Raw genomic sequence first — 24,098 nt, 5'->3', positions numbered from 1 at the left:
CCGCCGCCCAATGCGTTCCCTCTACCACGCTCTGCAATTTTTGGCACCCCACTTCCCAAAATCCCCAATTTTAATTCTGATAAGTTCACAGTTTCGACCTGGGGCGCCCGGGCGGGCCCTTCCGGGGTTCGCGTTCGCTCCCGTCCTCGTAGGCGTCGCCTCCTCGGACCAAGCCCTTCTGGTCCCTGACGCAGTGATTAGTTGGGATCAAGTGAAGTTTCGGTTTTTTTTGGAATTGAATCCTTTTTGGCAAAAGTGGTGATTTGATTTCATTTTTTAGAATCGAACCAATGACTTTGGGTGAATTCTTGAGAACTGCATTATTTCAAAAGAAAGATTTGTTTATCAGTATTTTATGATACACATAAATTGTTTATAGGATTGAAATAATATCTGTTATTTGCTAAAAACCATTTGACCTAACATATGTTTCTGTTGCACTTTGACCGATGAATTTGAAAGAAAAACCCTCTAGTCAATGGATCCTATTGATTTCAGTTTCTTGCTTAGGAATTTTACTTAATTGTATATCCTTTGTGAAGTATGAAAATCCAAGTTTAAAAAATACACCAACTCCTGAGTTACAAGAAAAGAAAACTGTTCTTTTAAAGTATTACGGAGACTACTTGCGATATGGAAAACATAGCACTCATTTTCAAGATTTAAATGCTCTCAAGGAATCCATGGTTAGCACTCTTAACGATACAAATTTATTTCAAAATGTAACTTTAAACGAAAATGAACCACACGATCTTGTCTTGTACATAGAAGCTGATTTAAATGATCAAAGTTCTCTTGTATACGCCTTTTTTTCTGGACTAACTTTTATGGTGTTGCCACTAGTAGTAGATGTAGATGCTAATGTTAAGATTTCTTTATATGATTCAAAAAATAAACCATTGGCATCAAATGAAGAAAAAATCCATATCGATAGTTTTATTGGATGGTTAATCATTCCGGTATCACCTTTCTTTTTTTCATCCGTTGTAGAAAGAAAAGCGATTAAAAATATTATATTTTCTTCCATGGATCAGTGGAAAACAAAAGGAATCATCAAATGAAATTAATAATATTATCTGTTTTTGCATTATTGAATTTTATATCTTGTGCGGAACTTCAACCGTTAAAGAATAAAAATCCCGGAAGTGGAAAATTCAATTTGTCTCTAGAAGTCATTGAGCCAGGAATCACTGATGAATTACATAATAAAATCAAATCTCATATTTCGATGCGGGCCGTTCTTCGGAAAGGATTGATTGAGTCTGATTTATTTAAATCAATTGTTAATTTTAATGGGGATCTTCAGCTTCGCGTCATCAACAATGGAAAAGATGAAATTCAGGAAGTGGAATTCTTGGACATTCGGCATAAATTAAAACTAACATTTATATTATTAAAGGACAAAAAAGAGATTTATAAAAAGGATTTTATTGCTGATGAAATAGCTACTGCTTCCGAAAAATTCATGGCGGTGGAAAGAATTCGTTTTGCAACTGAAAAAGCAACTTATCGTTGTCTGGAGCAATTTTTAGAGGATATATCTAAACAAAAACTTTAATCTTGAAAGAATTCTCTTGGAAATTTAGTGAACAAACATTATTGCCGGTCTGTAAGGGCACACCAGCGCCAGCGGTAGTAGCGGAAATCCTTTCGCAATGCGAAAGATTGGAGCGGATAACGCGGTCGGTTTTAATACCACTGTTTGTCAACTAACGGATTCGAGGCGCCCAAAAGGAAAAACAAAAATTCCTTTTGGGGATTGTTTCTTTTGAAACGATTTCTAAATTTCTACTTTGTTTGCACTTCCCTTTCCAAAAATTCTGTAAATTCAATTTGTAGATTAATGAATGTTAGATTGTATCTGCTTTCATAAAAAAGAAGAGCACTTGCCAGAAACAAACAAATCCCACCAGTGATTGCTGCAACAGTTGGTATCCAAGAATACTCTTTGGCAAAGGCAAGAGTTATGGCTAAAGTCAGGCTCGAAATCACAAAGAGGGAAGTTGCTAAATACAAAAACGTCATGGAACGTTGGATGAGGACGGCCCGTTTTTTTTGGACAGAAAGTTGTTTACGAAGGTAAAGCATTCTTTCTTTTTGAAAACCTCGTTTGCCTTCGAGTAGTAATTCCACTTCCGATTTCAAAAGGTTCACACGATCAAAAATTCGCCCCAGTCTGTTGGCTGTGGAAAATATCAAACTGGCGCAGGCGGAAACAAGAACCGCTGGAGTGATCATACCGGAAAGGATTTCAGAGTTGGAAAACGATTCGAACATAAGGAATAGTGTAGAGAGGCATATAGGTTTTTAAAGGAAAAAAACGAATAGTGTAATTTTTGAGATGGATTTTTTCTTGAGACCAATCCTATACCGATTCTCATTCGACCGATCCACTGCAAGGTCCATTCGAGTCGCCGGTAGAACCAATATCTATGAAACTGTGGATAAGATGGAAAAAGATTCTTCGGCTACTTTGATTTGGGTAACAATCAAAGGTCTCGCTAACATAGAAATCTGACTGGAAGTGTCGGCTTTCATTCAAGTTTCCCTTGATAGGAATAAAGAATTAGAAGTGATAGATGATTAATAATATAATCTAAGTTATAAGATGATGGAAAACAAATCCATTGATTTTATGAAGATACACTTCCCATAACAAAACAAAGAACGCTTTTTGTGGAATCACAAACACGGTTCCGATAGGTTTATTATTTTCTGATTCTAAACAGATGTTCTAAAATAAACGGCAAATAGTATAGTTAGAACTATAAAGCCGAGAGAGTTACATCTAAATCATTTAAACATTGCTATTTGACATAAACTACCATTTTAAAATATTCCCAAAAAAATATTGACCTGAATTCATTTGGGCATTACACCTAACATTGATTGAATACGAATCTTTTCATTCATCTATTGAGACTAATTTTTCTACTTTTGCCTATAGTTCATTGTGCACGTCCCGAATTAGAAACATCGAGTAAAAAGGCAACTGGTGGAATCTTGGATCTAACTCAAGTCTCACTTGAAAACAATAAAGTGATCGAACTCTCAGGGGAATGGAAATTCTATTGGAAAAATTTGATCCACCCCGATGTCATACGTGAGAAAAACAATCTACCATTTTTATTCAAACAATCGCCCTCTGCCTGGAACGATACCCAGTTTTATGGCGAAAGAATTGGGAGTTATGGTTATGCAACTTACCTTTTACAGATTCCTTTGAAAAACCCTAGGTCGGACCTTGCCATTTATATACCGGACATTGGAACCTCATACGAACTTTACGTAAACGGAAAATTACTAACATCTGTTGGTCGAGTAGGAGTCACAGAAAAGGATGTAATTCCAAAGTACAAACCCCAAATAATTCTTTTACCAGAAAGTGGAAATTACGAATTTGTCCTGCATGTCTCAAACTTTAGTAATCGTTGGGGAGGTTATTGGTTCCCCATTCTTTTTGGAAAAGCGGAAACAATATTTCAGAAAAAACAAGTTCAATTAGGGTTTACTATCGCAGTATGTATAGCTGCCGCTCTTATGGCTTGTTATAATATTGTATTTTTTTTGTTCCGTAAAACAGATGTAACACCCTTATTATTTTCGTTACATTGTATATTGATTTTACTTCGAGCTTTGACAACAGGTGAAAGACTTGGGCATTTACTCTTGGATTCTCTCTCTTGGGATCTATTAAATAGAATTGAATACTTTTCAGCATTTTGTACGGCCCCTGTTTTATACGCTTTTTTATACCGATTTATACCCAACCCATTTTGGAATCGATTCGGAAATTTATTCAACGCACCTCTATATATAATGTGTTTGCTGACAATCGTTGCACCAAATTCAGTGTATGCCTATTTTTTGAATTACCTAATTGTTTATATTTATTTAACGGTAGTTCCTGGTTGGATGATTATCTTACTAGTGGCAGTCATTAAAAAAGAAAAAGATGCAATTGGTCTTTTTGTGAGTTACTTAGCCATTATGTTTGCAAATATAAATGATACTTTGGCAGCCTTCGGAATCATTGAAGGCAGATATTTAGTTCCTTACAGTCAAATTTTTTTAATTTTTTCACATTCTATTATCATATCAAAAAGGTATTCAAATTCACTTTCAGAATCAGAACACCTCTCCGTTCAGATGAAAAAATTAGTAGTATCTTCCCAAGAGATTATGTCATCGAGAAGTTATGAATCTGCCGCAAAATCAGCTTTACAAATTCTCTCTTCAAAAATTGGAGAAAATGAAATTTTGTACATTTATGTTCCTAATCATTCTAATCAAAGCTGGAAACTATACTCTATCGATAGTTATTTAAGATTCAAATATGAAAATATTACGAAAGCGAAGATCGAATCATTCATCGGAAAAGAACTGTCAAACTTCTACGAACCAATCACCATAAGGGAAAGGTTCCTTATACCGATTGTGCAAAATGAAATCATTCAGCTGATATTGGATATTCCTGCGAATCAGTTTTTAAAAAATGATTCTGATTTAGATTGGGCAAAAGCAATTTCCTATGCCCTAGTTCTTTCGATCCAAAATATAACACGACAGGATATGGAAAAATATGCGATCATAGGAGAATTTTCATCTGAAATTGCGCATGATATAGGAAACCATGTACTGCTCATTCAAAAGAGTTTAGAGTTATTAGAATTAGATCCTAAAAATAAGGCCGAGATTTTCCGGCAGACGAAACAAGAAGTTGATACATTATCGAACTTATCCATCGATATATTGGAAGTTTCAAAAAACAAAGTGATATTGGATTTGAAAATCACCAATGTAAGTGAATTCTTTTCAAGTGTTGCAGAAGATCTTAGTGTTTTGTTCCAGAAGAGTAATATAACATTTAAATATGAGAATTTAATTACATCTGGAATGTTTAAAATTGACCACCTTCGAATCAGACGTTTATGTTTAAACATTGCAAAGAACTCATTAGATTTGGAATCGAGAGTCACAGAATTTGAATTATCAATACAACCGGAAGGTTCAACTCTCTTCCTCATGATGCAAGATGATGGACCAGGGATGAGTGAAGAAATAAAAAGAAAAATATTTGATTCGAAAATTGAATCTAACAAACCTCATGGCACAGGATTGGGTTTATCCATTGTAAGAAAGATCGTGTTGGCCCATGGGGGAGAACTTATGATCACAGACCGACCAACTGGTGGAATGCGTTTTACAATTTTGCTTCCATTGGTTTAAAGGAAGCAAAATTGCTTAAAGTAAGACAGCAACGTAACTGTTTATTGGCAAATTCCGAGGGAACCTGTGTATTCAATCGTTGTTGGATTTCCAAATCCAAAACTAACTTTTGTAGCCCAACCTCTGTTATCATAGGTATATGTATTTGCTGCATCACTGACAGTGGTTGGTATGGTTCTGGAACCTTCGTAAGTATAGGTAATTGTACTTCCTGTAGAATTGGATTTTGGAAACCCTTTTTCGTCATAATTGGAATAGGTTGCTGCGGGTGAGGAAACGGATTGTAATTGGTTTGATGCGTTGTATACAAAAGCAGTTTCCGTCGCACCTTCTACCCTTTTTTCCAACCCACGTTGTACGTGTTGGTTTGAGAAAGAAGGAGGGTCAACTACACTTAATTTTGCAGCTGTAGCGGATGTATAAGTTCTTACTACTTTATTTCCTCCATCCGTTGGAGCACAGGTATACACTTTTCCACTTACAGAACAGTTGTATGTCACCGTTGTAGCAGCATTTCCATCCTTTACTATTGCTTGTGCGGGAACAGAAAAACAATTGGAAAGACTTGCAATCGCAAGACCTGCCACTAACGCATTATTATCCTTTTTTTCTGCTTCGCAATTTTGAAAGAAAACTACAAGCAAAACCAAATAAATTATTTTTTTCAACATTTCCATTTTAACTCCAAATCGATTCAATCAAGAATCTGTTTAGTAGTTTATCTAAAGATGTCTTAAAGCGCTACATCGGTAAGTACGGAAAAATCAGGCTGCTTTTGCGAAATTGTACGTAGGTTAACAAAATTTTTAAATTAAATTTGCAGATTGGATTTGAAGTAATAACTTCGCAAATCCAATTGGTGAATTGATTTCTAGTTTTTGTATTATAGAGGATCGATGAGTTTCAACAGTTCGAATGCTTATTTGCAATTCTTCAGCGATTTCTCTGTTTAGTTTCCCTAATTTTAAGTGACCAAGAATTTCTAACTCCCTTTTCGATAAGGAGTTTAATTTTTTGCTTAAATCTTCGTTTGATTCTATTTCATTAAGTAATCCGGCTATTTCTTCTGGAAATATTTTTTTTCCATTGAATACATCTTTGATAATATTGGAAATCTTTGCTGATGTTTCCGTTTTTAAAATATAAGCATCTGCTCCAAGATTTGCGGCTTTATGTAAATAATCCCAATCTCTGTGCATAGTAAAAAATATGATCTTCAGAAATGGAAACTTATTTTTGACATTAGATAGTTCTAAAATTCCATTTTCGTCTTTAAGAGAGATATCCATGATAAGAACATCAGCATTTTTGAATTTCATTAAATTCAAACCGTCTTTAATCGAATCTGTGGCCCCTACAAATTTAAGACCCGTATCAGATTCAATTTCGGACTGAAGACCTTTCCGCAAAATAGGGTGGTCATCAATGACAAAAACAGAAATAGGCGATTTTGAAGACAATTTGATTACCTAACCTACTTTCCTTTTCAAAATTTGATATAAAATCAAGCGGAAAATGAGAAAGAAAATTGAAAATAGATTCTACCATCTCGAACTAAGATAGAAATTTTTTTTAGTTATTACTGCAACTTCTGTAAGACCGAATAATTCCCAGTAAAATGAACATTATTCTTCTGAATGCAGAGTTTTTGTATAAAGTTAGTCACTTGTCTGACACATTACGATTGTTTTATGTGAGTGTTACTTTTGATTTCAGATACTTTGTAAAGGCATCTAGGTTTGTGAATCGTTTAACGGTTTCAAAATCCTTTTCGGCTTCTGGGTATTGGCGAGATAGGTAGTGTAACCATTGTTTAATTCTGCCTGCACGACTTTTGGTCTCCATATCTGCTTCTAAACTCAACCAATACTGAAATAAAATTTCTTTCATTTCTTCCCAAGTGAGGCTTTGGTTTCGGTCCGTGCGAATCATTAAAGCAAGTGCAGGGTTTGCGACGACACCTCGTCCAATCATAATGTCTGTGCAACCAGATATTTCCAGACACCTTTGGGCATCTTCAGCAGTCCAAATTTCTCCATTGGCAACAATAGGAACCTTTACAGTAGAACGAATTTTAGTGATCCAATCCCAATAGGCAGGAGGTTTGTATCCGTCTGTTTTGGTTCTAGCATGGACTACTATTTCTCCGGCTCCTCCGTCTTCTAAAGCCTTTGCACAAACAAGCGCTAGTTCGGTGGAATCAAAACCTAACCTCATTTTTGCAGTCACAGGAATTTCTTTCGGAACAGCACTGCGAATTGCTTTCACGATGGCAAACATAAGATCGGGTTCTTTTAGGAGGGCAGCTCCTCCTCGGTTTCTATTGACCGTAGGAGCAGGACATCCAAAATTAATATCAATACCATAAGCTCCAAGGGATGCCACCTTACTTGCGTTCTCTGCCATACAAATGGGATCCGAACCCAAAAGTTGAACCTTTACAGGAACCCCTGCCTTGGTTCGGCACCCTTCATACAACTCGGGAACATAGCGGTAGAACCGATGCGAAGGGAGGAGGGTGTCGTTTACTCGGATGAATTCACTGACACATTCATCAAATCCACCTATGCGTGTTAGTGTATCACGCAGTCGGTAATCGAGAAGTCCTTCCATGGGTGCAAGTAAGATACGCAAAAGAAAATAATCATCCTATCCCGTCACTTTTCTCACCAGGGCACGACTGATCATTCGTATTTTTGCAGCAAACGGTAGGCGTTTTATATTAGTTCCCACAATCCCTTGGGTGAAACGGGTTTTTTTGCTGTAATCAATATGGACATCCAAAATAACTGGGTGTCCTTGTTTGGTCAGATCCCAGGCTGTTTCCAACTTTTGTAGAATCTCGTCATTGGATTCTATACGCAGATATTCGGCACCGGTGGCTTGGGCGATCCCTTCAAAACGTGTGACTCCAAGAACCGTGCAAGTTTTCCGATTGTAAGGAACTTGTTGCGCCTGTGCGATTTGAGATAACTCACCGTCATTGAACACAGTAAAGATGGCACCGATATGGTTCATACTGGCAGTCACGATTTCCATACAAGTCATAAGAAAAGCTCCATCACCAATGATGCCCACCACTGCTTTATCGGGATTGGCAAGTTTTGTGGCGATTGTTGCTGGCACCGCATAACCCATACAATTAAAATCAGTTGGAGAAATCATATTGCGTGGTTTATGGATTGGCATGAGTTCTGCCGTAAGAAATGTATGGTTTCCATCATCCACCACAACGTATCCATCGTCAGGTAGTGTACTACGCAAAGCACTGAAAAATCTTGCTGGATTGACTCTGTCCTTACTGTCATGTTGGAACCATTCTTCCGTATAAGCTTTTTTATTTTTTTTGGATATCCAATTGGATTTTTTGCGTACGCTCTTCTCGACTTTGTTTGGTTTGCTCTAACTTAAGTTTGAGCCTCTTCGCCAATTCTGGTAGTATTAATTTGGCATCTCCTGTAATTCCCACTTTGGCTGGATAATTTGCACTTAACACATTTGGATTGATATCGATATGAATTAGATTTTTGGGAACAGTAACCCCAAAGCTAGCTGTTGCAATTTCTGCAAAACGAGTTCCGACTGCGAGTAAACAATCACAATCAGAAAAAGCCTTTGTGGCTGCGGGGACTGCTGCTGCACCGAAACTCATTCCGCAATGCAATGGATGATTGCCTGGAAAGGCACTTAATCCTTGCAAGGTGGTTGAGACTGGTGCACCCAGTAGTTCGGCAATTTCCACAGTGGATGTTGATGCGTCTACCGCCCCCCATCCCAAAAACAAACCTGGTGCTTTGGCTTGTACCAATAGTTCTACAGCCTCGTCTATACTGGCAAAAGGAAATGGCGGATAGGTTACGGTTTGTGCCTTACAATAATCTTTGTATGTCGGAAGGGTTTCCACCGGACCAGCGTAAAGTTGAATATTCACTGGAATCTCCACAAATACTGGACCTGGTTCCCCACTAACAGCGATTTGATACGCTTCGTAAAGAGTTTCCACTACCTCCTCTTGCGACTTTACTTTAAAGGTTTTTTTAGTAATGGGTTTGAGCAGTGCATGTTGGTCCATGTCATGCAGTTGGTACTTAAATTGTGAATCACTTCGGACTCCACCGGCAATGACGAGCATGGGAACACCATCTAAAAAAGCCTCCCCGATACCACTGGCTGCGTGAGTCACTCCTGCTGCGGGCACAATGAGTAAAGTCCCGATTGAATCACTTGTGCGACTGATGGCATCGGCCATAAAGGCACCACAACCTTCATGGGTCACTAACATAGGAGTGATTGAATCAGAACTATTCAGTTCATCATAGATTTCTGTATTATGGACTCCTGGAATTCCAAAGGTATAACGAACGCCAATTTGTTCCAGAGCATATCTTACTAACCAGGCACCTGTTTTTTTCATGTTTTTTTTCCTTTGTGATTTCTTGTTAAATTCTTTAGACACCGACACCAATCGACTTTGCCGCAGCTCTTGCAGTCAAAATACAACCTGAGAGAAATGTTCCTTCCAGTGATTTAAAACCGCTAGCACCACCACCGCCAAATCCTGCAGCTTCCCCGATCGCATATAAACCTGTGATCGGAGCACCTAACGTATTTAATACGCGACTTTGTAAATCTGTTTGAATCCCACCAAGGCTTTTTCGTGTAATCAGTCGCAGTTTGATTGCAATGAGTGGTCCAGCACTTGGATCGAGAATGGGTTTGGGTTTGCAGGTGCGCACTCGATCGGAGCGCCATCCCCTTGCATGTTGAATTCGCCTTAACTGGTCGTCATTCCAAAGTCCTTTGCCACGCCGAATCACATCATCAAACTGAGTCACTTCGTTTTTAAGTACTTCGTAATCAATCGCATGATCACCATTTAAGTGATTCATTTGATTCACAAGTTCACGTAAATCACTAGCGACAATAAAATGATCACTCTCTTTTTGTAGCTGTCTTACTAAGCGGTGATTGCCCAGTAAAACTTCTTTGAGAAAGGAAAATAGTTTTCGATCTCGTATCATCGGATTGTGTTCCGAACCTGACACGGCCAGTTCTTTGGCAGCAATCCTCCAGTTTAACAATTGCCAGGTGTAGGGTTTGTCTAATTGCGAAATTCGACGACAAAGTTCATTGGTATCAAAACCGGTCACCATTGGTTCCGGTCCAATCCTACGCCCTGTATGGTCCAACCACAAAGCGGATTTACAGGGGATCAAGCTGAGTCCTTGTGCTTCAAATTGTGGTTTAGGGTTGGGAATCCCCGCTGCATAATTCCACATTTTATCCAGATGGGTTACATTTCCGCCGTGCCGACTCACAGCATCATGAACCAAACCATCAGCAAAAGGGTGTGAGCCGTTTAGCATCTCTTTGGGAGCCTGCCCCCAAGGTTTATACCAGTTTTCGCGTACTTTGTCCAAACAACCGGTAATTCCTCCTGTCGCCACGACAACCTGTTCGGCAAAAAAAGATAAATCCTTTTGTCCCGTATTTTCCTGTTCGGCGATGCAACCTACTATTTTTCCATTTTCTTGGATCAAATCAGAGACCTTATGTTCAAAAAGATAACTCAGACGAGCCTGATTCGGATGATTTTTTAATAATTCTTCGAAGCGCTCCACCAAACGGTAGCCAGTTCCCCAAAGTACATGATAACGGGGTACCGAGTTCCCTCTTTTGTATTGCCCCCGTTCGACCCAATTGACTACGGGAAAAAACTTTAAGTCGAGACCAAGTAACCAGTGATAAACTTGTTCGGCACTTTCATTGACATACTGTTCTGCCCATTGCTTCGGTAAAACATCTTGTGTGCCAAAATCGGCAAACGAATACCAATCATCCAAGGCAATTGCAGGACTGTCTTTGATCCCCAGTCGCCTTTGCAATGGAGTGCCAACTAATGCCATACCACCAAATGATAATTTGGCGAGTCCACCAAGATGTTCTTTGGTATTTCTTTCAATGATTAGAACAGTTTTACCTAGGTTTAGAGATTCAAATGCCGCCACCAAACCAGCGATTCCCGCACCGATTATAATGACATCGTATTTCTTTGTGGCCACTATGAAACCCTCCGATTACTTATTGTGAATCAAATAGAACTTACTTTCGCTTTGTATAAAATGAATCGCCTACTTTTGTTAGTAGCAATGTATTTTATGTCAGAATGTACACGATAATAATTTAAATGAAACAAATGCGACTCGTTTTTTACTAAGTTGTGAATCCAAAATATTAGAATGAATTTAATAATCTAGGGATAGGGTGGGAAAAATTATAATTATAACTAGAATAGTTCTAGAAAATTAAAAAATCAATACTTAGCGTTAGTTATTGTTAGCTGGTTTGATAAGTAAAAAAAAGATAAAAAGTTTTTCTCCGGTTGGAATAAGTTACCTAGCCTTATCATTTCTGAACTCATTAGTAGTCAGCGATGTTAATGATTTATAGAGAGGAGTCATTTTTATTTCGAGTAAATTGTTTTTTCTTCCCGCTCACTGTAGATCAATTTATGAAAAAAATATTCTAAGATAATAATTTTCTCAAACGAAGAAATTAGTTTTTAGATTTTATAGAAGCCGCAAGGGAATCTCACTTTCAAAAAACATTTTTGTATGTGACGCATCCATTTAGAAAAAATTAAAAGGAAGCCGAAATTGTTTCCTATGATATACAATCACTTGTTAGGTTGTTAAGTTCGATACACTCCAGGAACATGGTCGAATCTAAGGGTCTCCGTTTTCGGTTTTAAGTTGTAATTGGAATCACGAGCCCATTCGATAAAATTTATCGAGTGAGGTTCTGTTTTGGATTGGCCAATTGATAAAAACCGAGACCGAGAAAGAACCAAAATTAAACAAATTCCGGTAGCTCTTTTTTTCTTTTGGTGATAGCAGATGAATGGGGATAAGCTTTTTTTTTCGCCTGCCACAAAAAAGAATTTCCAACGTTGGAAATAAATAAATAAGTAATCGATTGCTTCATCAAATTTACTAATTAGCAATTTTCAGTTTCTATCCTATTACTTCGGAGTATTGCTATGACTATCCAGGTTAAAATCCCGCAAAATACAACCTTATCCATCAAAACGGACTTGAAGGGCAATATTGTCTCCGTTAACGATGATTTGGTTAAATTGACCGAGTTTGATAGACAAGAGTTGTTAGGCCAATCCTTTAAAAAAATACAACATCCAGAAACGCCCGCATCGGTTGATTCCAACATCATTAAAACCTTAAATTCAAATGAACCTTGGAATGGAATGTTGAAAAACCAAACTAAGTCAGGCAATTTTTTCTGGGCAAACACTACAATTACTCCCTACTATGATGCCGAGGGGAAAACTGTAGGTCAGATGTATGTAGGACGTACTGCCTCGGAAACCCAAATCAAAAATGGTGAGCAGTTTTATCTGAATCCCAAATCACAACAGTCGGGATTTACTTTAAATCCAAAAAAAATACTCTATAAGTTTAGGATAAAAACCAAACTCTTGTTTGTTTTTGGACTCATGGCAATAATGATGATGGTTTTGGGTATTAATCTAATACTAACCAAAAAAGCTGAATATGAAGATGCCTTTAATCGACTTAAAGGAGCCGAATACAATTTAAGTCTTGCGCAACTTATGCGACTTACGGCAAAACACCGAGGACTTATGGCTCGAGTTTTGAGTGGGGATTTGTCAGCGAAAGAAGGTTCCTTAAAAATCGAAAATGAATTGGAATCTTCATATAAAAAATTCTTAGAGTTAAATGAAGAGGAGGGTAAACATTTCCACGTATATGAATTGTCAAAAGAAACTTATAAAGATTGGAAACACCTTAAAGAAGTAAACCTTACCTTGACACCTAAAGAAAGTTATATCGCACATGTGGGTCTAATTAAAAAAATGTTGAATGTGAATAGTGAAGTTGGGGAATCCTCCGGGTTGTTTTTAGATCCAGATAAAGACACTTACTTTATGATTGATGTTTCTCTCTCTAAATTGCCTTATTTGGCTGAGAAACTTGGCCAACTTCGTGCTACAGGTTTGGCGTATTTAGGTAAAGGAGAAAAGGCAGAAGATTCTGAAAGGATTTTGATTCAAGAAATTATGGGGGCAACTCTTGGGCATTTTGAATCGATTTCAGTAAACATTGCATTTATCACAAAGTTCAATCCCGAGAGTAAAATCATCGTTGATACTTATAAACATGCAGAAGCCGATTTCCCATCTTTACATGCACTCATTCAAAACAGAGTCATCAAAGAAAAAATACCGACGGTAAAACCCATCGAGTATTACAATGCTACAACAAATTTGATCGATCAAATTTTTAATGTGAATGAAATCATTTCAAAACAACTTTCTGAGAAGTTTTTAGAAAGAGCCAAAGCAGCTAAAAATTACGCCATAACTATCACCGTTGTTACAGTGACAATTCTTATCTTTTTTATTGTGCTACAATACTTAATCATACAAAGTATAATGTCGGTAATACGAAATAGTACAAATATCATTAGTCAAATTGTCCGTGGATCTGGGGAGCTGAAAGAAAATTTAGATTATGGGATTCATGATGAAGTTGGAGGGTTATTGAAATGGATGGGAGTTTTTATTTTAAATATTACCGAAATTGTATTTATCCTCAGACAAGTCTCAGGTGAGTTATCCGATAAATCAAAAGAAGCCGCAAATTTAGTTCGTAATTATTCTATAACAACACAAGACCAAGCAGCTTCAACAGAAGAAACATCTGCGGCAACAGAAGAGTTGGCAGCCTCTGTGGAGAATGTTTTTTTAAGTATCTCGACTCAAGCCGATCACTTAAAAGAAATTGAAAAGGTTACTTCGGATTTCAAAACCGCAATGGCAGAGGTTGCAAACGCCATGTTGGGAATGACTAATCTAACAGAAGAATTCTATAAACAGGCAAATGATGGGATGTTGACCACGAAAAATACAGCGGACTCCATTCACATTGTAAATCAAAAAGCAGAGTTGATTGATGAAGTTGTCAATATTATCAATGAAATATCAGATCGCACCAACTTACTCGCGCTTAATGCTGCTATTGAGGCAGCAAGAGCAGGTGATCTCGGTCGCGGATTTGCCGTTGTTGCCCAAGAGATAGGAAAACTAGCTGAACAAACTGCACTAAATACTCGAAATATTCAATCGCTGACCACAGATACAAAAAATGCAATTAAAGCAAGTGTTAGGCTTATGATGAATACGGAAGATAGTTTTCGAGAGTTACTCAGTAATATATCGAAGATTCAAGAAACTGCAAAACTAGTAAGTTTTGCTCAAGATAAACAAACTGCAGATACCCATCGCATTGTAGAATCAGTTCACAAAATCAATGAAAATTCCCTTCATATTTTAAATGCTGCTTCTCAAGAAAAAATAGCCGTCGAAGAGATTTCAAAATCCATCGAAACAATAGCAACGGGAACACAAGTCATTGCTGAAAATTCATTGGTTCTTCTTGAAACAGCAAAAGACATAGAAGTTACTGGGGAACATTTACAAACAGTGGTTGAAACCTATAAATATTAGAAATCATGATGATTGGATTCTTTTTTTTATGAATCAACAACTTGGAATGATTTAGAATTGGAAAAAGAAATAAATGTTTATGAAAGTGAGCACAGTGCCAAATTCATAGCAAGTAATATTTTCTATGACATAGAAAATGGGACAGGGCGTGATTCTGTCCGAGTCGCAGGATTATATCGCTATTATGTCTGTCCAAAGGCAAAAACCAAATCTGTAATTCCTTTCTACTATCGTATACAAAGTAAATTTGATAAACATGAATACAAACGAGTACTTAATGTAAACTGATGGAACCATAAAAAATATGGGCATGTCTATATATAGAACATGAAAAATCCAAATCCAAGAATTCTCGCAATATCAGGTGGAATTAGCTCCACATCGTATAACAGAAAAATTCTCCAAACTTTAAAACAGAATTTCTCAGAAAAATGTGAAATGGTAATTTATGACAAGATTGTTGATTTCCCTTTTTTTGCTTCTGGAACTTCTGATGAAGATACACCAGCGGTTGTGAAAGATTTCTTAAACGAAGTTGATAATGCAGATGGTATATTAATATGTTCACCTGAATATGTATTTAGCATTCCAGGTGTATTGAAAAATGCATTAGAGTGGGCTGTATCTTCTGTTGTATTTACGGACAAACCAGTGGCGCTGATAACTGCAGCTTCCGTTGGTGAAAAAGCACATGAATCATTACTTTTAGTTTTAAGAACGATAGGTGCCAAACTTTCCGAGGAGACTAGCCTTTTGATTTCGGGAGTGAAAGGAAAAGTTTCTGTGGATGGTGAAATAACCGAAGAAGTTACAAAACAATCCATTGGAAATTTGATGAATTCCTTACTGAAATCCCTAGGAAATAAAATCGAGTAGAGTATATATCTATATGGCTTTATTAATGTAAGTAAATGGCTTATACCAACTAACTAGTATTTAGGTGTGAGTGCATTTAAATAGTGAAATTATTAAAAATAATTTATTTGTTTTGCTACAGTAAATAAAATCGGATTTTGGTTTTTATATGCCAAGGGTTAAGGCTATATTTATTTTTCGATATTTTTTTGTTTTATTCTTTGTAATCTACTGTAAAGAAAAATCATTAGACAATGCATGCGATATAAATTCGGACTCTTACAAAAATTCTGTTATTATTTATAATCTATTAGGTGTACAAAGTAGTAATTGTTCTGCTGGAATAGTTGATTTCAATTCATCTATTATTTTTGTGAATAGAAAAGAAGGAAAAGTTTCCGAAGGTGGTGGAGATTTAACACTAGGCAGTTCTCAAACATTTACAGTCCAACTAAGAAGAAAACCTATATCGAAGGTTGAAATCCAATTGGCGCTTTCGGATTTAACTTATGTTACGGTATCGCAATTTAATCTTACATTTGATTCCCAATCGTGGTCGATTCCGCAGACTTTTAATATCACTGCGAAAAATGATAATCTGTTGAATGGCAATCGAAAGATTAGTCTGCAACTCATAGCAAAATCGGATGATACAGATTTAGATCTAACACCTATAGTTATACCGATTGAAGTTTTGGACAATGAAAAACGATTATTTGTTTCAACAATCGCATATATGGGTGGATCTTTTGGTGGCATTTCTGGGGCAGATACTATTTGTTCTTCTGATATAAAATGTCCTGCTGGTTCGACATGTAAGGCGATGATTTTAGGTTCAACGCGAGTAGCCACTCAATCTGCAAATTTAGGTGACGGTCAGGTTGATTGGGTTCTACATCCTAATGCTCATTATTATCTCACCAACAACATAACTTTAATAGCAAATACAAATTCCTCTTCACTTTTACAAATTCCTCTTCACTTTTACAAATTCCCTTTTTCAGTGTTATGGATGCCACTGCTCCTGGGACATGGCTTGGTAGTAACTTAGGTTGGATATTGGGAGCAAATAGTTGTAGTGATTGGACGGACAATACCAATACGGTTACGGGTTATATGTTTCGTACACAATTTACAAATAGCACCTTGTTTGGTGGTAATTATAATTGTAATAACCCAGTAAATTTATTCTGCGTAGAGTATTAACTTTTTAGCTTGATGATTTTTGTAGTTACTTGTAAAAAAATGCAGAAAAAAATTATTTGAATTATTTATGCTTTTTGTTCTTAAACTTGAAAAAATATATATTTCTCGTTCAAAGAAAATTACACTTTGGTTTTTAGTTTCCTTTTTTACATTTGTCTCTTGCGCAAAAAGTGTTTATAATAGCGTGTGTGACCCGAATTCTCGCGCCTATAGTGAAACCTCCATTTTATTAGGCTTACTAGGTGAAAAAAAACACCCTTGTTTTCCAGGGGTTCGGATCGTTTCCAATCCTGGTTTAAATCTAAGTTCTTACAGGGGAAAGATTTCTGAGTTTGGTGGCAATGCCATACAAGGAAGTGCGCTCACTTTTGAATCCTTTTTGGGAGCTGCTCCCAAAGATACAGTTTCCGTCCAAGTCATAGTTAGTAATCCAAGTTATGCTACGGTTTCGCCAACATCATTTGTTTGGACACCAAATGATTGGGAAGTCTCAAGATATATTACCGTAACAGCAGTGAATGATACATTCATCAATGGGACTCGCAATTTTACGATTGGACTCTCTCCAAGTTCAAACGATACTTCAATGCGATTGCAAGACCAAACCATTTCTATGGATATTGTTGATAATGATAAAATTATTTTCATAACTACAGGTACTTATACAGGAATTTTGGGTGGAGTATATGGTGCGGATGCTATTTGTCAAGCTGATGCAAAATGTCCAGCGGGTAAAATTTGTAAAACTATGTTAGTAGATGCTGGTTCTGATTCCAGGCAGGCATCGAATACAGCCAATCTTGGCGATGGGCAAATTGATTGGGTGTTGAAACCTTTTTCAACTTACGTAAGAAATGACACTCCGACGGTAATTGCCACAACGACCGCAAACTCTCTTTTTACCTTTCCTGTCGTTGGTATTCGACCTTCCTCTTCCACTATATGGACGGGCCTTAGTGCGGATTGGACAAGTCATACAACTAATCATTGCGGGTCTTGGGGATTAAATTCTGGAAATGGTCAGGCCGGTGATTCTGGCGGGACTGGTACTTCATCGATTGCTTTGGGTGGATTTACTTGTTCCAGTAATCTACCTCTTTATTGTGTAGAGCAATAGGACAAAGTTAAATCCTGCAAATTTCAAAAAATTCGAAATGTTCCATTAGCCTATAATTCTTTTTTTGTTGACAAAATATATCTATTAGATATAGCTGGGAAATATATCTGGTAGATATGGAGTTGTTATGAAAACAAAGGAAAGGAATATTCTTGTTGTCCTTGGTCATCCGAACCCAAATTCGCTTTGTGGTCATTTAGCAGAGAGTTATGTAAATTCGGCAAAAGCGTCCGGTCATACCGTTAGTTTTCTGAAACTTTCAGAGTTAAAATTTGATTATAATTTGTATTCGGGTCACAAAAAAGATACCATTCAGACTCTTGAACCAGATATAATTCGGAGCCAAAACTTAATAGCAGAAGCAGATCATTTAGTTTTTGTTTTCCCCAGTTGGTGGGCGAGTATGCCCGCAATTTTGAAAGCTTGGATCGATCGTGTATTTCTACCGGGTGTTACTTTTAAGTATCGAAAGAACTCTCCACTTCCCGAAAAACTACTGTTAGGGAAAACTGCTCGTATCTTCGTTACAATGGATGCTCCCAGTTGGTATTATAAATGGTTCAATAAATCTCCAGGTGTACAATTGTTAAAGTTTGGTACATTAGAATTTTGTGGAGTATCTCCAGTGAAAGTAACTATCTTCGGGCAGGTGAGAACTCGAAAACAACCAGATTTTTTCAAATGGACGAAGTTTGTAGAGTCATTGGCGATTCAAGGTAAATGATATGAGTTTTTCCAATCTAGAGTTAAATGAATTTGAAGCCCAAGGTCAGTATTTGAATTTTCAAGGGTATTCCATTTTTTATCGTACAATCGGTGAAGGCGAAAATTTATTTCTCTTACATGGATATCCTTTTAATAGTTTCGATTGGAGTTTGGTCATTTCAAAATTATCTAAAAATAGGAAGATCATTCTTTTAGATTTTTTGGGAATGGGTTTTTCCGATAAACCTAAACATCATAAATATTCATTTGAAGAATATGCAGAAATAGTGAACGCAGTAGCAAAACATCTAAATATACTGGAGGCTGATATTTTAGCCCATGACTTAGCTGTGAGTGTAGTTCAGGAAATGTTCGCATCACCAAAGAAAAATGTATTTATCATTCGTTCCGTTGCTTTTATGAATGGAGGTTTGTTTACTGATGTTTATAAACCCAGACTAATCCAGCGGTTGTTATCGCAGACTCCCAATGTTATAGGAAAATTTTTAAGTAAAATTTTGAGTCGTAAGTCTGTAGAATCTTCTTTGTCCAGAGTGTTTGGACCAAACACACAACCAGATTCTAATTGGCTTGGAATTTTTTGGGAAGTTTTGAATTTTAAGGATGGCAGGTCCATTGCTTATTTGATTGGCCGATTGGTATTTGATAAGATCCATTATCAAAAACGTTGGATTGAGGCTATGTCAGATACCAAAATCCCATTCTGTTATATTTGTGGACCAGCGGATCCAAATTCAGGGAGACAAATGGCAAATCGTTTTTCAGAAAGTTACCCCACAAAGCCAGTGTATTTTTTGTCAGAACTTATTGGGCACTGGCCACAAATTGAGTCGCCAGAAGAAGTTTGCGCCACATACTACCAATTTAACAAAGATCTAGAACATTCCAATGAAACGAGAAAGTAAAACACAGTATGCATTATTGGGAATTCTTTCCCAATGTGAAATGAATGGATATGAAATCCGAAAATACATAGAATCTACCATTAGTTTTTTCTGGAGTGAAAGTTTTGGTCAGATATATCCAACTTTATCCAAGTTAGAGGAAGAAGGTTTGATTCGCGAATGGGAAAAAACGGATGTTAGTGGGAAAAAGAAAAAAGTTTATAAGATCACTCGCCCCGGATTAGAAGCGTTTCGGCGTTGGATGGATGAATCACCAATCCAATCAAACAAGAGAAACGAATTGTTGTTTAAGGTATTCTTTGGAAGACATATGAATCCGAAACTATTAACTCAACAGTTGGAAGAAGAGATTCGCAAACAAAAAGACGATTTAAAATCATTAAAACTTTTTCAGAAAGAACTGGATACTGATTGGGATAAACACCCAGATTTAGAATATTGGTCTTTGACACTCGAATATGCGGAAAAACAAACGAAACTGAATCTGGATTGGATTGAAAAAGTTAAGACAAAAATCAAAGCCTGAGTCTCTGTTTCATTTGGGATGATAGAGTATGATCCATACTAAGATTAACGTATAGTATTCTTTCGAATAAAATAATTCTATTTTGATTTAATTCATTGATTTGGGAAAAACAATCGATATAAAAAAACTATGGGTAGGAGTTGTGCCTTTAAAAGATCTTGTAGCATCTTCTTCGGTTGCCTCCTGTTTTTATTCCATTCCCCTATTTTCGGGATCGAAAAAGTTACTCTTCATCTCAAATGGTTTCACCAATTTCAGTTCGCCGGTTATTATGCTGCCCTCGAAAAAGGATATTATAAAGATCTTGGCCTTGATGTTGAGATTATTGAAAGCACAATTGGAATCAAAGGAATTCATGATAAGGTAATCCGATCCACAGGCCAATACGGTGTTGGCAGTAATGAATTAATTAAGGAACGATACGCAGGGAAACCAGTGGTTGTTCTTGCTGTTATTTTTCAACATTCACCTTCTGTTCTTTTTTTCAAAAAAACATCAAATATACAAAGTATTCATGATCTAGTAGGGAAGAAGGTCATGTTAACTCCGCACATGGATGAAATTGTTGCTTATCTAAAGAAAGAAGGAATTAACCTACACGATTTACAGTTGTTAGAACACCGATTCAATCCGAATGACCTGATCCAAGGTGCGGTAGACGCCTATTCTGGTTATGCGACCACACAAACTTATGATTTCAAAAAAGCAAAGTTCCAGTATGTTGCTTATTCTCCGAGAGTTGCCGGCATAGATTTTTATGGTGATAACTTTTTCACCAGTGAAGACGAGGTTCAAAAACATCCAGAAAGAGTAAAGGCGTTTAGAGAAGCAAGTCTTCGTGGTTGGCAATATGCAATGGGCCATCAAGCAGAAATAGTAGATTTGATTTACGAGAAATATTCAAAGCGAAATACAAAAGAAAGATTACTCTTTGAAGCAGAACAGATGACTCCTTTAATTCAACCGGTCCTTGTTGAGATGGGATACATGAATCCGGGTCGCTGGAAACATATCAACGAAGTGTATTCTGAATTAGGGATGCTTCCCAGAAACATTAATTTAAAAGGGTTTGTATACGATCCAAATCCACCAGCTAACTATGATTTTATTTATTATTCATTTGGAATTCTTGTTTTTTCTTTTGCGGTTGTTTGGTTGGTTCAATGGAGGCGATTGAATAAACAATATTCCGAGAATCTAAAGAAACAAGTTGAGGTCAGAACTGAAGAACTCAAACATTCAAACGAATATTTACAAGTTCTAAATCAAAGTTTATTGAATACATTAAAAGAACTTACGGAGGCCCAAGATAGGCTTTTGGCCTCTGAAAAATTGGCAGTTCTTGGTCAATTGGCTGCCGGCATGGCTCATGAACTAAATACTCCATTGGGTGCAATTGTATCGTCCAACCAATCGCTTTCTGATTTTCTAAAAAATAAAATAAACAATATTATGGATACAATTGTTGGATTCAATAAAGAGGATTCTTCGCGATTCAATAAAGTTTTGGAGGAGAGCTTAAGGAATCAAACTTTTCTTGAGGGAAAAATGGAAAGGTCCATCAAGAAGGAACTTGCTTTGAAGTATTCATCTTTTGAAAAGATGGATTTATATGGAAAACATATACAGTTGGTGATGGAAACGGGCGCGTTCCGATTAGGTGAAGGACTGAATCAGATCCTGGAAAGTGAAAATTCACTTCGAATTTTAGAAACTGTTGCCAGTATATCCGCTGCGTATCGATCCAATCAAATTATCTCTGTTGCATCAGAGAAAGCGACCCATGTAATTAAAGCTTTAAAGAGTTATCTTGTTTCGGATAAGGATGTTTTGAACGGGGATACTATGGTCGATCTCGTATTTGAAATAGAAACTATCCTCTCACTTTACCATTATAACCTAAACAAAGTTAATATAATTAAAAATTATTTAACGGATAAAAAGTGTAAAGGAAGCAGGGATAAACTTAATCAAGTTTGGATTAACTTATTAAACAACGCACTTCAGGCAATGGCTTATAGTGGGACACTCGAAATTAAAATTCAAGCCTTGGATCCATGGATCAAAGTTTCAATCATAGATTCAGGCATTGGTATTCCAGATTCGATTAAAGAAAAAATTTTTGATCCATTTTTTACAACAAAACCTGATGGCGAAGGTATGGGTTTAGGACTTGATATTTGTAAAAAGATTATTTTGCAAATGGGTGGAAAGATTGAGTTAGAAGATGTTCCCAAGGGAGCTTGTTTCTCTGTTTGGTTACCAACTTTTGATTCTTCTGCTAGTAACGAAGTTTAGGTAAACCTAATCTTCGTTACTTCTTTGGCTTTTTTCAATAGACAGTTTCAATTTTGTTAATAGGGAATTCAATGTATTTATTTCTTCAGCAGTGAGATCTTGTATGGAGGCATTTTCGTTTTGGGTGTGCGAAAGAACTGCTTCCTCAACTAGTTTTAAACCTTTTTCTGTCAGCGAAACAAGTGTGGCCCGCCGGTCATTTGGATCTGCTAATCTTTCAATGTAACCTGCTACTTCTAAGCGATCCAGCCGATTTGTCATTGCACCCGATGAAAGTAACATTCCTTGCCACAACTGAGTTGGATTTAAGCGAAAGGGTGGACCCGACCTGCGGAGTGAAGCTAAAACATCGAATTCCCCTAGTTTTAATCCAAACCTTGCTAAATTAGTTTCTACAACACTACTTGCCAAAAGGGCAGCTTGGCCCAAACGGCCGAAAACTTCCATCCCGCGAAGCGAGAGCGAGGGATTTTCCTTTTCCCATTGCCTTAAAATCTCATCCATTGGATCCATTTGCTTAGCTTGGGAGAAATTATCTTGACGTCAAAATAAAAACGAATATATCTTCACATTAAGAGTCTTTATGGAGAGATATATGAAACCATTATTTCCGATCTTAGTTTTGGTCGGTTTATTTTCCCTTTTTGGATGTTTTGGGCGGGCCGCAGTTGCCTATTCGAAGGAAGTATCTCCAATCCAATTACAAAAACCAATCTCAGGTATGAGACTGGAAGTCTTTCAAACGGGTCGTATGGTGATTGACGGTTGGGCCGTGTATACGGGAGGTGAGGGGAAAATCAGTATGGACCAACCTGCCTATTTGATCTCACATCCTAGGTATGGACTCATCGCATTTGAAGCGGGCCACCATTCAGCAATTGCAACTGATCCTACAGAACATCTGGGTTGGATCCATAGAATGGGTCTGATGCCTATGGAGCAAGACCCGGGTCAGGACTTTCGCAGCCAATTGATAAAGTTAGGCAAAAATCCAGACTCTCTACGAGATATTTTAGTCTCTCATTTTCATCCAGAACATGTAGGTGCAGTCGAAGAATTTCCTAAGGCGAGAATTGTGGTAGATCGTAGAGAAGTGAAACATGGAAATGAATCACCAAACTATAATTATGTGAAAAATGAATATGATGGTGTTCTAAACTGGTATCAAATTGATTTCTCTCAGACAGACAAATTTGGCTCTTTTGAAGGATATTATGATTTAGTGGGAGATGGATCCATAATCATACTTTCAACACCTGGTCATACACCTGGGCATATTTCTGTTTTAGTCAATTTAGAATCTGGACCTGTACTTCTTACTGGCGATATGGCATGGACAGAATATAACATTCGTTCTGCTTCCATTGGCCTTCCTTTTATTTCTTCTGATGGAGAAGCTGCAAGAAGATCACTCGGTCAATTATTAGCATTTCAGTCTTCAAACCCCGCAGTGCTCATTGTTCCTGGTCATGACTTGAATCCATTACGCAGAAAGGCCCAAAAGGATATCCATATTCATCCATGGGTCAGCGTGGATAAAAAATAAACTTCCGATTGGAACGCCAGTAGGTAATAGACGAATTACAATTATTTCCCTTTAGGCCCCGTCCTCTGTGTTGGTGTTGGGGCGGCAAACTTTGGAATGGGTGGCGGGGAATTAATCGAATGTCGTTTATTCACTCACTGATGGCA

Annotated in this window: 19 protein-coding genes and 2 pseudogenes; 14 read left to right on the top strand and 7 right to left on the bottom strand. The window is 37.1% G+C overall.

The features are described 5' to 3' along the window. Window positions 1-449 precede the first annotated feature (449 nt). Together LEP1GSC195_RS11470 and LEP1GSC195_RS11465 are read left to right on the top strand one after the other, a co-directional pair. Window positions 450-1,061 (top strand): hypothetical protein, encoded by a 612-nt coding sequence (locus tag LEP1GSC195_RS11470; protein ID WP_015681235.1) that lies wholly within the window; start codon window positions 450-452, stop codon window positions 1,059-1,061. Beyond that, window positions 1,058-1,558 (top strand): hypothetical protein, encoded by a 501-nt coding sequence (locus LEP1GSC195_RS11465; RefSeq protein WP_015680963.1) that lies wholly within the window; start codon window positions 1,058-1,060, stop codon window positions 1,556-1,558. The genes LEP1GSC195_RS11470 and LEP1GSC195_RS11465 overlap by 4 nt, the downstream gene beginning before the upstream one ends. Window positions 1,559-1,788: 230 nt before the next feature. Here the strand turns inward: LEP1GSC195_RS11465 and LEP1GSC195_RS11460 are convergent, their stop codons facing one another. Continuing rightward, complete coding sequence (locus LEP1GSC195_RS11460) at window positions 1,789-2,277, bottom strand: DUF2721 domain-containing protein (protein WP_015680979.1); 489 nt, start codon at window positions 2,275-2,277, stop codon at window positions 1,789-1,791. Between the two features lie 76 nt (window positions 2,278-2,353). Between LEP1GSC195_RS11460 and LEP1GSC195_RS19740 the strand changes: the two genes are divergently transcribed. Then, window positions 2,354-2,518: a hypothetical protein gene (locus LEP1GSC195_RS19740; RefSeq protein WP_156827653.1), complete on the top strand. Its 165-nt coding sequence runs from the start codon at window positions 2,354-2,356 to the stop codon at window positions 2,516-2,518. A gap of 419 nt (window positions 2,519-2,937) precedes the next feature. Next, window positions 2,938-5,229 (top strand): sensor histidine kinase, encoded by a 2,292-nt coding sequence (locus LEP1GSC195_RS11455; protein ID WP_051122365.1) that lies wholly within the window; start codon window positions 2,938-2,940, stop codon window positions 5,227-5,229. Window positions 5,230-5,270: 41 nt separating this feature from the next. On the opposite strand, the gene LEP1GSC195_RS11450 is transcribed toward LEP1GSC195_RS11455, so the two are convergent. The 5 genes and pseudogenes from LEP1GSC195_RS11450 to LEP1GSC195_RS11430 all read right to left on the bottom strand — a co-directional run bounded on the left by LEP1GSC195_RS11450 (window position 5,271) and on the right by LEP1GSC195_RS11430 (window position 11,291). Further along, entirely contained in the window at window positions 5,271-5,900 is a 630-nt protein-coding gene (locus tag LEP1GSC195_RS11450; protein ID WP_232227771.1) for a hypothetical protein, read from the bottom strand. Between the two features lie 135 nt (window positions 5,901-6,035). Further along, window positions 6,036-6,689 (bottom strand): response regulator transcription factor, encoded by a 654-nt coding sequence (locus LEP1GSC195_RS11445; RefSeq protein ID WP_015681990.1) that lies wholly within the window; start codon window positions 6,687-6,689, stop codon window positions 6,036-6,038. Between the two features lie 229 nt (window positions 6,690-6,918). After that, window positions 6,919-7,863, bottom strand: a complete 945-nt coding sequence (locus LEP1GSC195_RS11440) for a tRNA dihydrouridine synthase (RefSeq protein WP_015681446.1) — start codon at window positions 7,861-7,863, stop codon at window positions 6,919-6,921. Between the two features lie 15 nt (window positions 7,864-7,878). Beyond that, window positions 7,879-9,643, bottom strand: a pseudogene (locus tag LEP1GSC195_RS11435) (thiamine pyrophosphate-binding protein). A 34-nt stretch (window positions 9,644-9,677) separates the two neighbouring features. Further along, complete coding sequence (locus LEP1GSC195_RS11430; RefSeq protein WP_015681930.1) at window positions 9,678-11,291, bottom strand: FAD-binding dehydrogenase; 1,614 nt, start codon at window positions 11,289-11,291, stop codon at window positions 9,678-9,680. Window positions 11,292-12,268: 977 nt separating this feature from the next. Here LEP1GSC195_RS11430 and LEP1GSC195_RS11420 point away from each other — a divergent pair. The 9 genes and pseudogenes from LEP1GSC195_RS11420 (at window position 12,269) to LEP1GSC195_RS20175 (ending at window position 22,406) form a co-directional block, all read left to right on the top strand. Next, window positions 12,269-14,773 carry a methyl-accepting chemotaxis protein gene (locus LEP1GSC195_RS11420; RefSeq protein WP_015681128.1) on the top strand — a complete coding sequence of 835 codons (2,505 nt, stop codon included), beginning with the start codon at window positions 12,269-12,271 and terminating at the stop codon, window positions 14,771-14,773. 33 nt (window positions 14,774-14,806) lie between these two features. Then, window positions 14,807-15,058, top strand: a pseudogene (locus LEP1GSC195_RS11415) (LA_1737 family protein); the annotation flags it as partial. Between the two features lie 42 nt (window positions 15,059-15,100). Further along, the gene (locus tag LEP1GSC195_RS11410) at window positions 15,101-15,649 is read left to right on the top strand and encodes an NADPH-dependent FMN reductase (RefSeq protein WP_015682501.1); all 549 of its coding nucleotides are present in this window, start codon (window positions 15,101-15,103) and stop codon (window positions 15,647-15,649) included. A gap of 148 nt (window positions 15,650-15,797) precedes the next feature. Next, window positions 15,798-16,679 (top strand): DUF1554 domain-containing protein, encoded by an 882-nt coding sequence (locus LEP1GSC195_RS11405; protein ID WP_015681818.1) that lies wholly within the window; start codon window positions 15,798-15,800, stop codon window positions 16,677-16,679. 222 nt (window positions 16,680-16,901) lie between these two features. After that, complete coding sequence (locus tag LEP1GSC195_RS11400) at window positions 16,902-17,951, top strand: DUF1554 domain-containing protein (RefSeq protein WP_015682529.1); 1,050 nt, start codon at window positions 16,902-16,904, stop codon at window positions 17,949-17,951. Window positions 17,952-18,078: 127 nt separating this feature from the next. Beyond that, a complete protein-coding gene (locus tag LEP1GSC195_RS11395) occupies window positions 18,079-18,675 on the top strand; it encodes an NAD(P)H-dependent oxidoreductase (RefSeq protein WP_015681840.1) in 597 nt (198 codons plus the stop codon). 1 nt (window position 18,676) lies between these two features. Beyond that, window positions 18,677-19,582 carry an alpha/beta fold hydrolase gene (locus LEP1GSC195_RS11390; RefSeq protein ID WP_015681499.1) on the top strand — a complete coding sequence of 302 codons (906 nt, stop codon included), beginning with the start codon at window positions 18,677-18,679 and terminating at the stop codon, window positions 19,580-19,582. Continuing rightward, complete coding sequence (locus tag LEP1GSC195_RS11385) at window positions 19,566-20,108, top strand: PadR family transcriptional regulator (RefSeq protein ID WP_015680864.1); 543 nt, start codon at window positions 19,566-19,568, stop codon at window positions 20,106-20,108. The genes LEP1GSC195_RS11390 and LEP1GSC195_RS11385 overlap by 17 nt, the downstream gene beginning before the upstream one ends. A gap of 129 nt (window positions 20,109-20,237) precedes the next feature. Next, complete coding sequence (locus tag LEP1GSC195_RS20175) at window positions 20,238-22,406, top strand: ABC transporter substrate-binding protein (protein WP_015681707.1); 2,169 nt, start codon at window positions 20,238-20,240, stop codon at window positions 22,404-22,406. A gap of 6 nt (window positions 22,407-22,412) precedes the next feature. Here the strand turns inward: LEP1GSC195_RS20175 and LEP1GSC195_RS11375 are convergent, their stop codons facing one another. Then, a complete protein-coding gene (locus LEP1GSC195_RS11375; RefSeq protein ID WP_232227770.1) occupies window positions 22,413-22,910 on the bottom strand; it encodes a MarR family winged helix-turn-helix transcriptional regulator in 498 nt (165 codons plus the stop codon). A 91-nt stretch (window positions 22,911-23,001) separates the two neighbouring features. Between LEP1GSC195_RS11375 and LEP1GSC195_RS11370 the strand changes: the two genes are divergently transcribed. Next, window positions 23,002-23,952 (top strand): N-acyl homoserine lactonase family protein, encoded by a 951-nt coding sequence (locus tag LEP1GSC195_RS11370; protein WP_015680802.1) that lies wholly within the window; start codon window positions 23,002-23,004, stop codon window positions 23,950-23,952. The last annotated feature ends 146 nt before the right edge of the window (window positions 23,953-24,098 follow it).

Source organism: Leptospira wolbachii serovar Codice str. CDC (genome assembly GCF_000332515.2).
GTDB classification, from domain to species: domain Bacteria; phylum Spirochaetota; class Leptospiria; order Leptospirales; family Leptospiraceae; genus Leptospira_A; species Leptospira_A wolbachii.
The sequence above is the reverse complement of the archived record's forward strand: the minus strand, read 5'-3'. Positions and strand labels throughout refer to the sequence as shown.

What these genes read in the sequence shown, in the direction of transcription:
- LEP1GSC195_RS11375 (WP_232227770.1), bottom strand. Translation starts at nt 22,910, where the DNA reads ATGGATGAGATTTTAAGGCAATGGGAAAAGGAAAATCCCTCGCTCTCG.
- LEP1GSC195_RS11395 (WP_015681840.1), top strand. Translation starts at nt 18,079, where the DNA reads ATGAAAACAAAGGAAAGGAATATTCTTGTTGTCCTTGGTCATCCGAAC.
- LEP1GSC195_RS11400 (WP_015682529.1), top strand. Translation starts at nt 16,902, where the DNA reads ATGCTTTTTGTTCTTAAACTTGAAAAAATATATATTTCTCGTTCAAAG.
- LEP1GSC195_RS11410 (WP_015682501.1), top strand. Translation starts at nt 15,101, where the DNA reads ATGAAAAATCCAAATCCAAGAATTCTCGCAATATCAGGTGGAATTAGC.
- LEP1GSC195_RS11420 (WP_015681128.1), top strand. Translation starts at nt 12,269, where the DNA reads ATGACTATCCAGGTTAAAATCCCGCAAAATACAACCTTATCCATCAAA.
- LEP1GSC195_RS11450 (WP_232227771.1), bottom strand. Translation starts at nt 5,900, where the DNA reads ATGTTGAAAAAAATAATTTATTTGGTTTTGCTTGTAGTTTTCTTTCAA.
- LEP1GSC195_RS20175 (WP_015681707.1), top strand. Translation starts at nt 20,238, where the DNA reads ATGGGTAGGAGTTGTGCCTTTAAAAGATCTTGTAGCATCTTCTTCGGT.
- LEP1GSC195_RS11465 (WP_015680963.1), top strand. Translation starts at nt 1,058, where the DNA reads ATGAAATTAATAATATTATCTGTTTTTGCATTATTGAATTTTATATCT.
- LEP1GSC195_RS11405 (WP_015681818.1), top strand. Translation starts at nt 15,798, where the DNA reads ATGCCAAGGGTTAAGGCTATATTTATTTTTCGATATTTTTTTGTTTTA.
- LEP1GSC195_RS11390 (WP_015681499.1), top strand. Translation starts at nt 18,677, where the DNA reads ATGAGTTTTTCCAATCTAGAGTTAAATGAATTTGAAGCCCAAGGTCAG.
- LEP1GSC195_RS11370 (WP_015680802.1), top strand. Translation starts at nt 23,002, where the DNA reads ATGAAACCATTATTTCCGATCTTAGTTTTGGTCGGTTTATTTTCCCTT.
- LEP1GSC195_RS11460 (WP_015680979.1), bottom strand. Translation starts at nt 2,277, where the DNA reads ATGTTCGAATCGTTTTCCAACTCTGAAATCCTTTCCGGTATGATCACT.
- LEP1GSC195_RS11470 (WP_015681235.1), top strand. Translation starts at nt 450, where the DNA reads ATGAATTTGAAAGAAAAACCCTCTAGTCAATGGATCCTATTGATTTCA.
- LEP1GSC195_RS11385 (WP_015680864.1), top strand. Translation starts at nt 19,566, where the DNA reads ATGAAACGAGAAAGTAAAACACAGTATGCATTATTGGGAATTCTTTCC.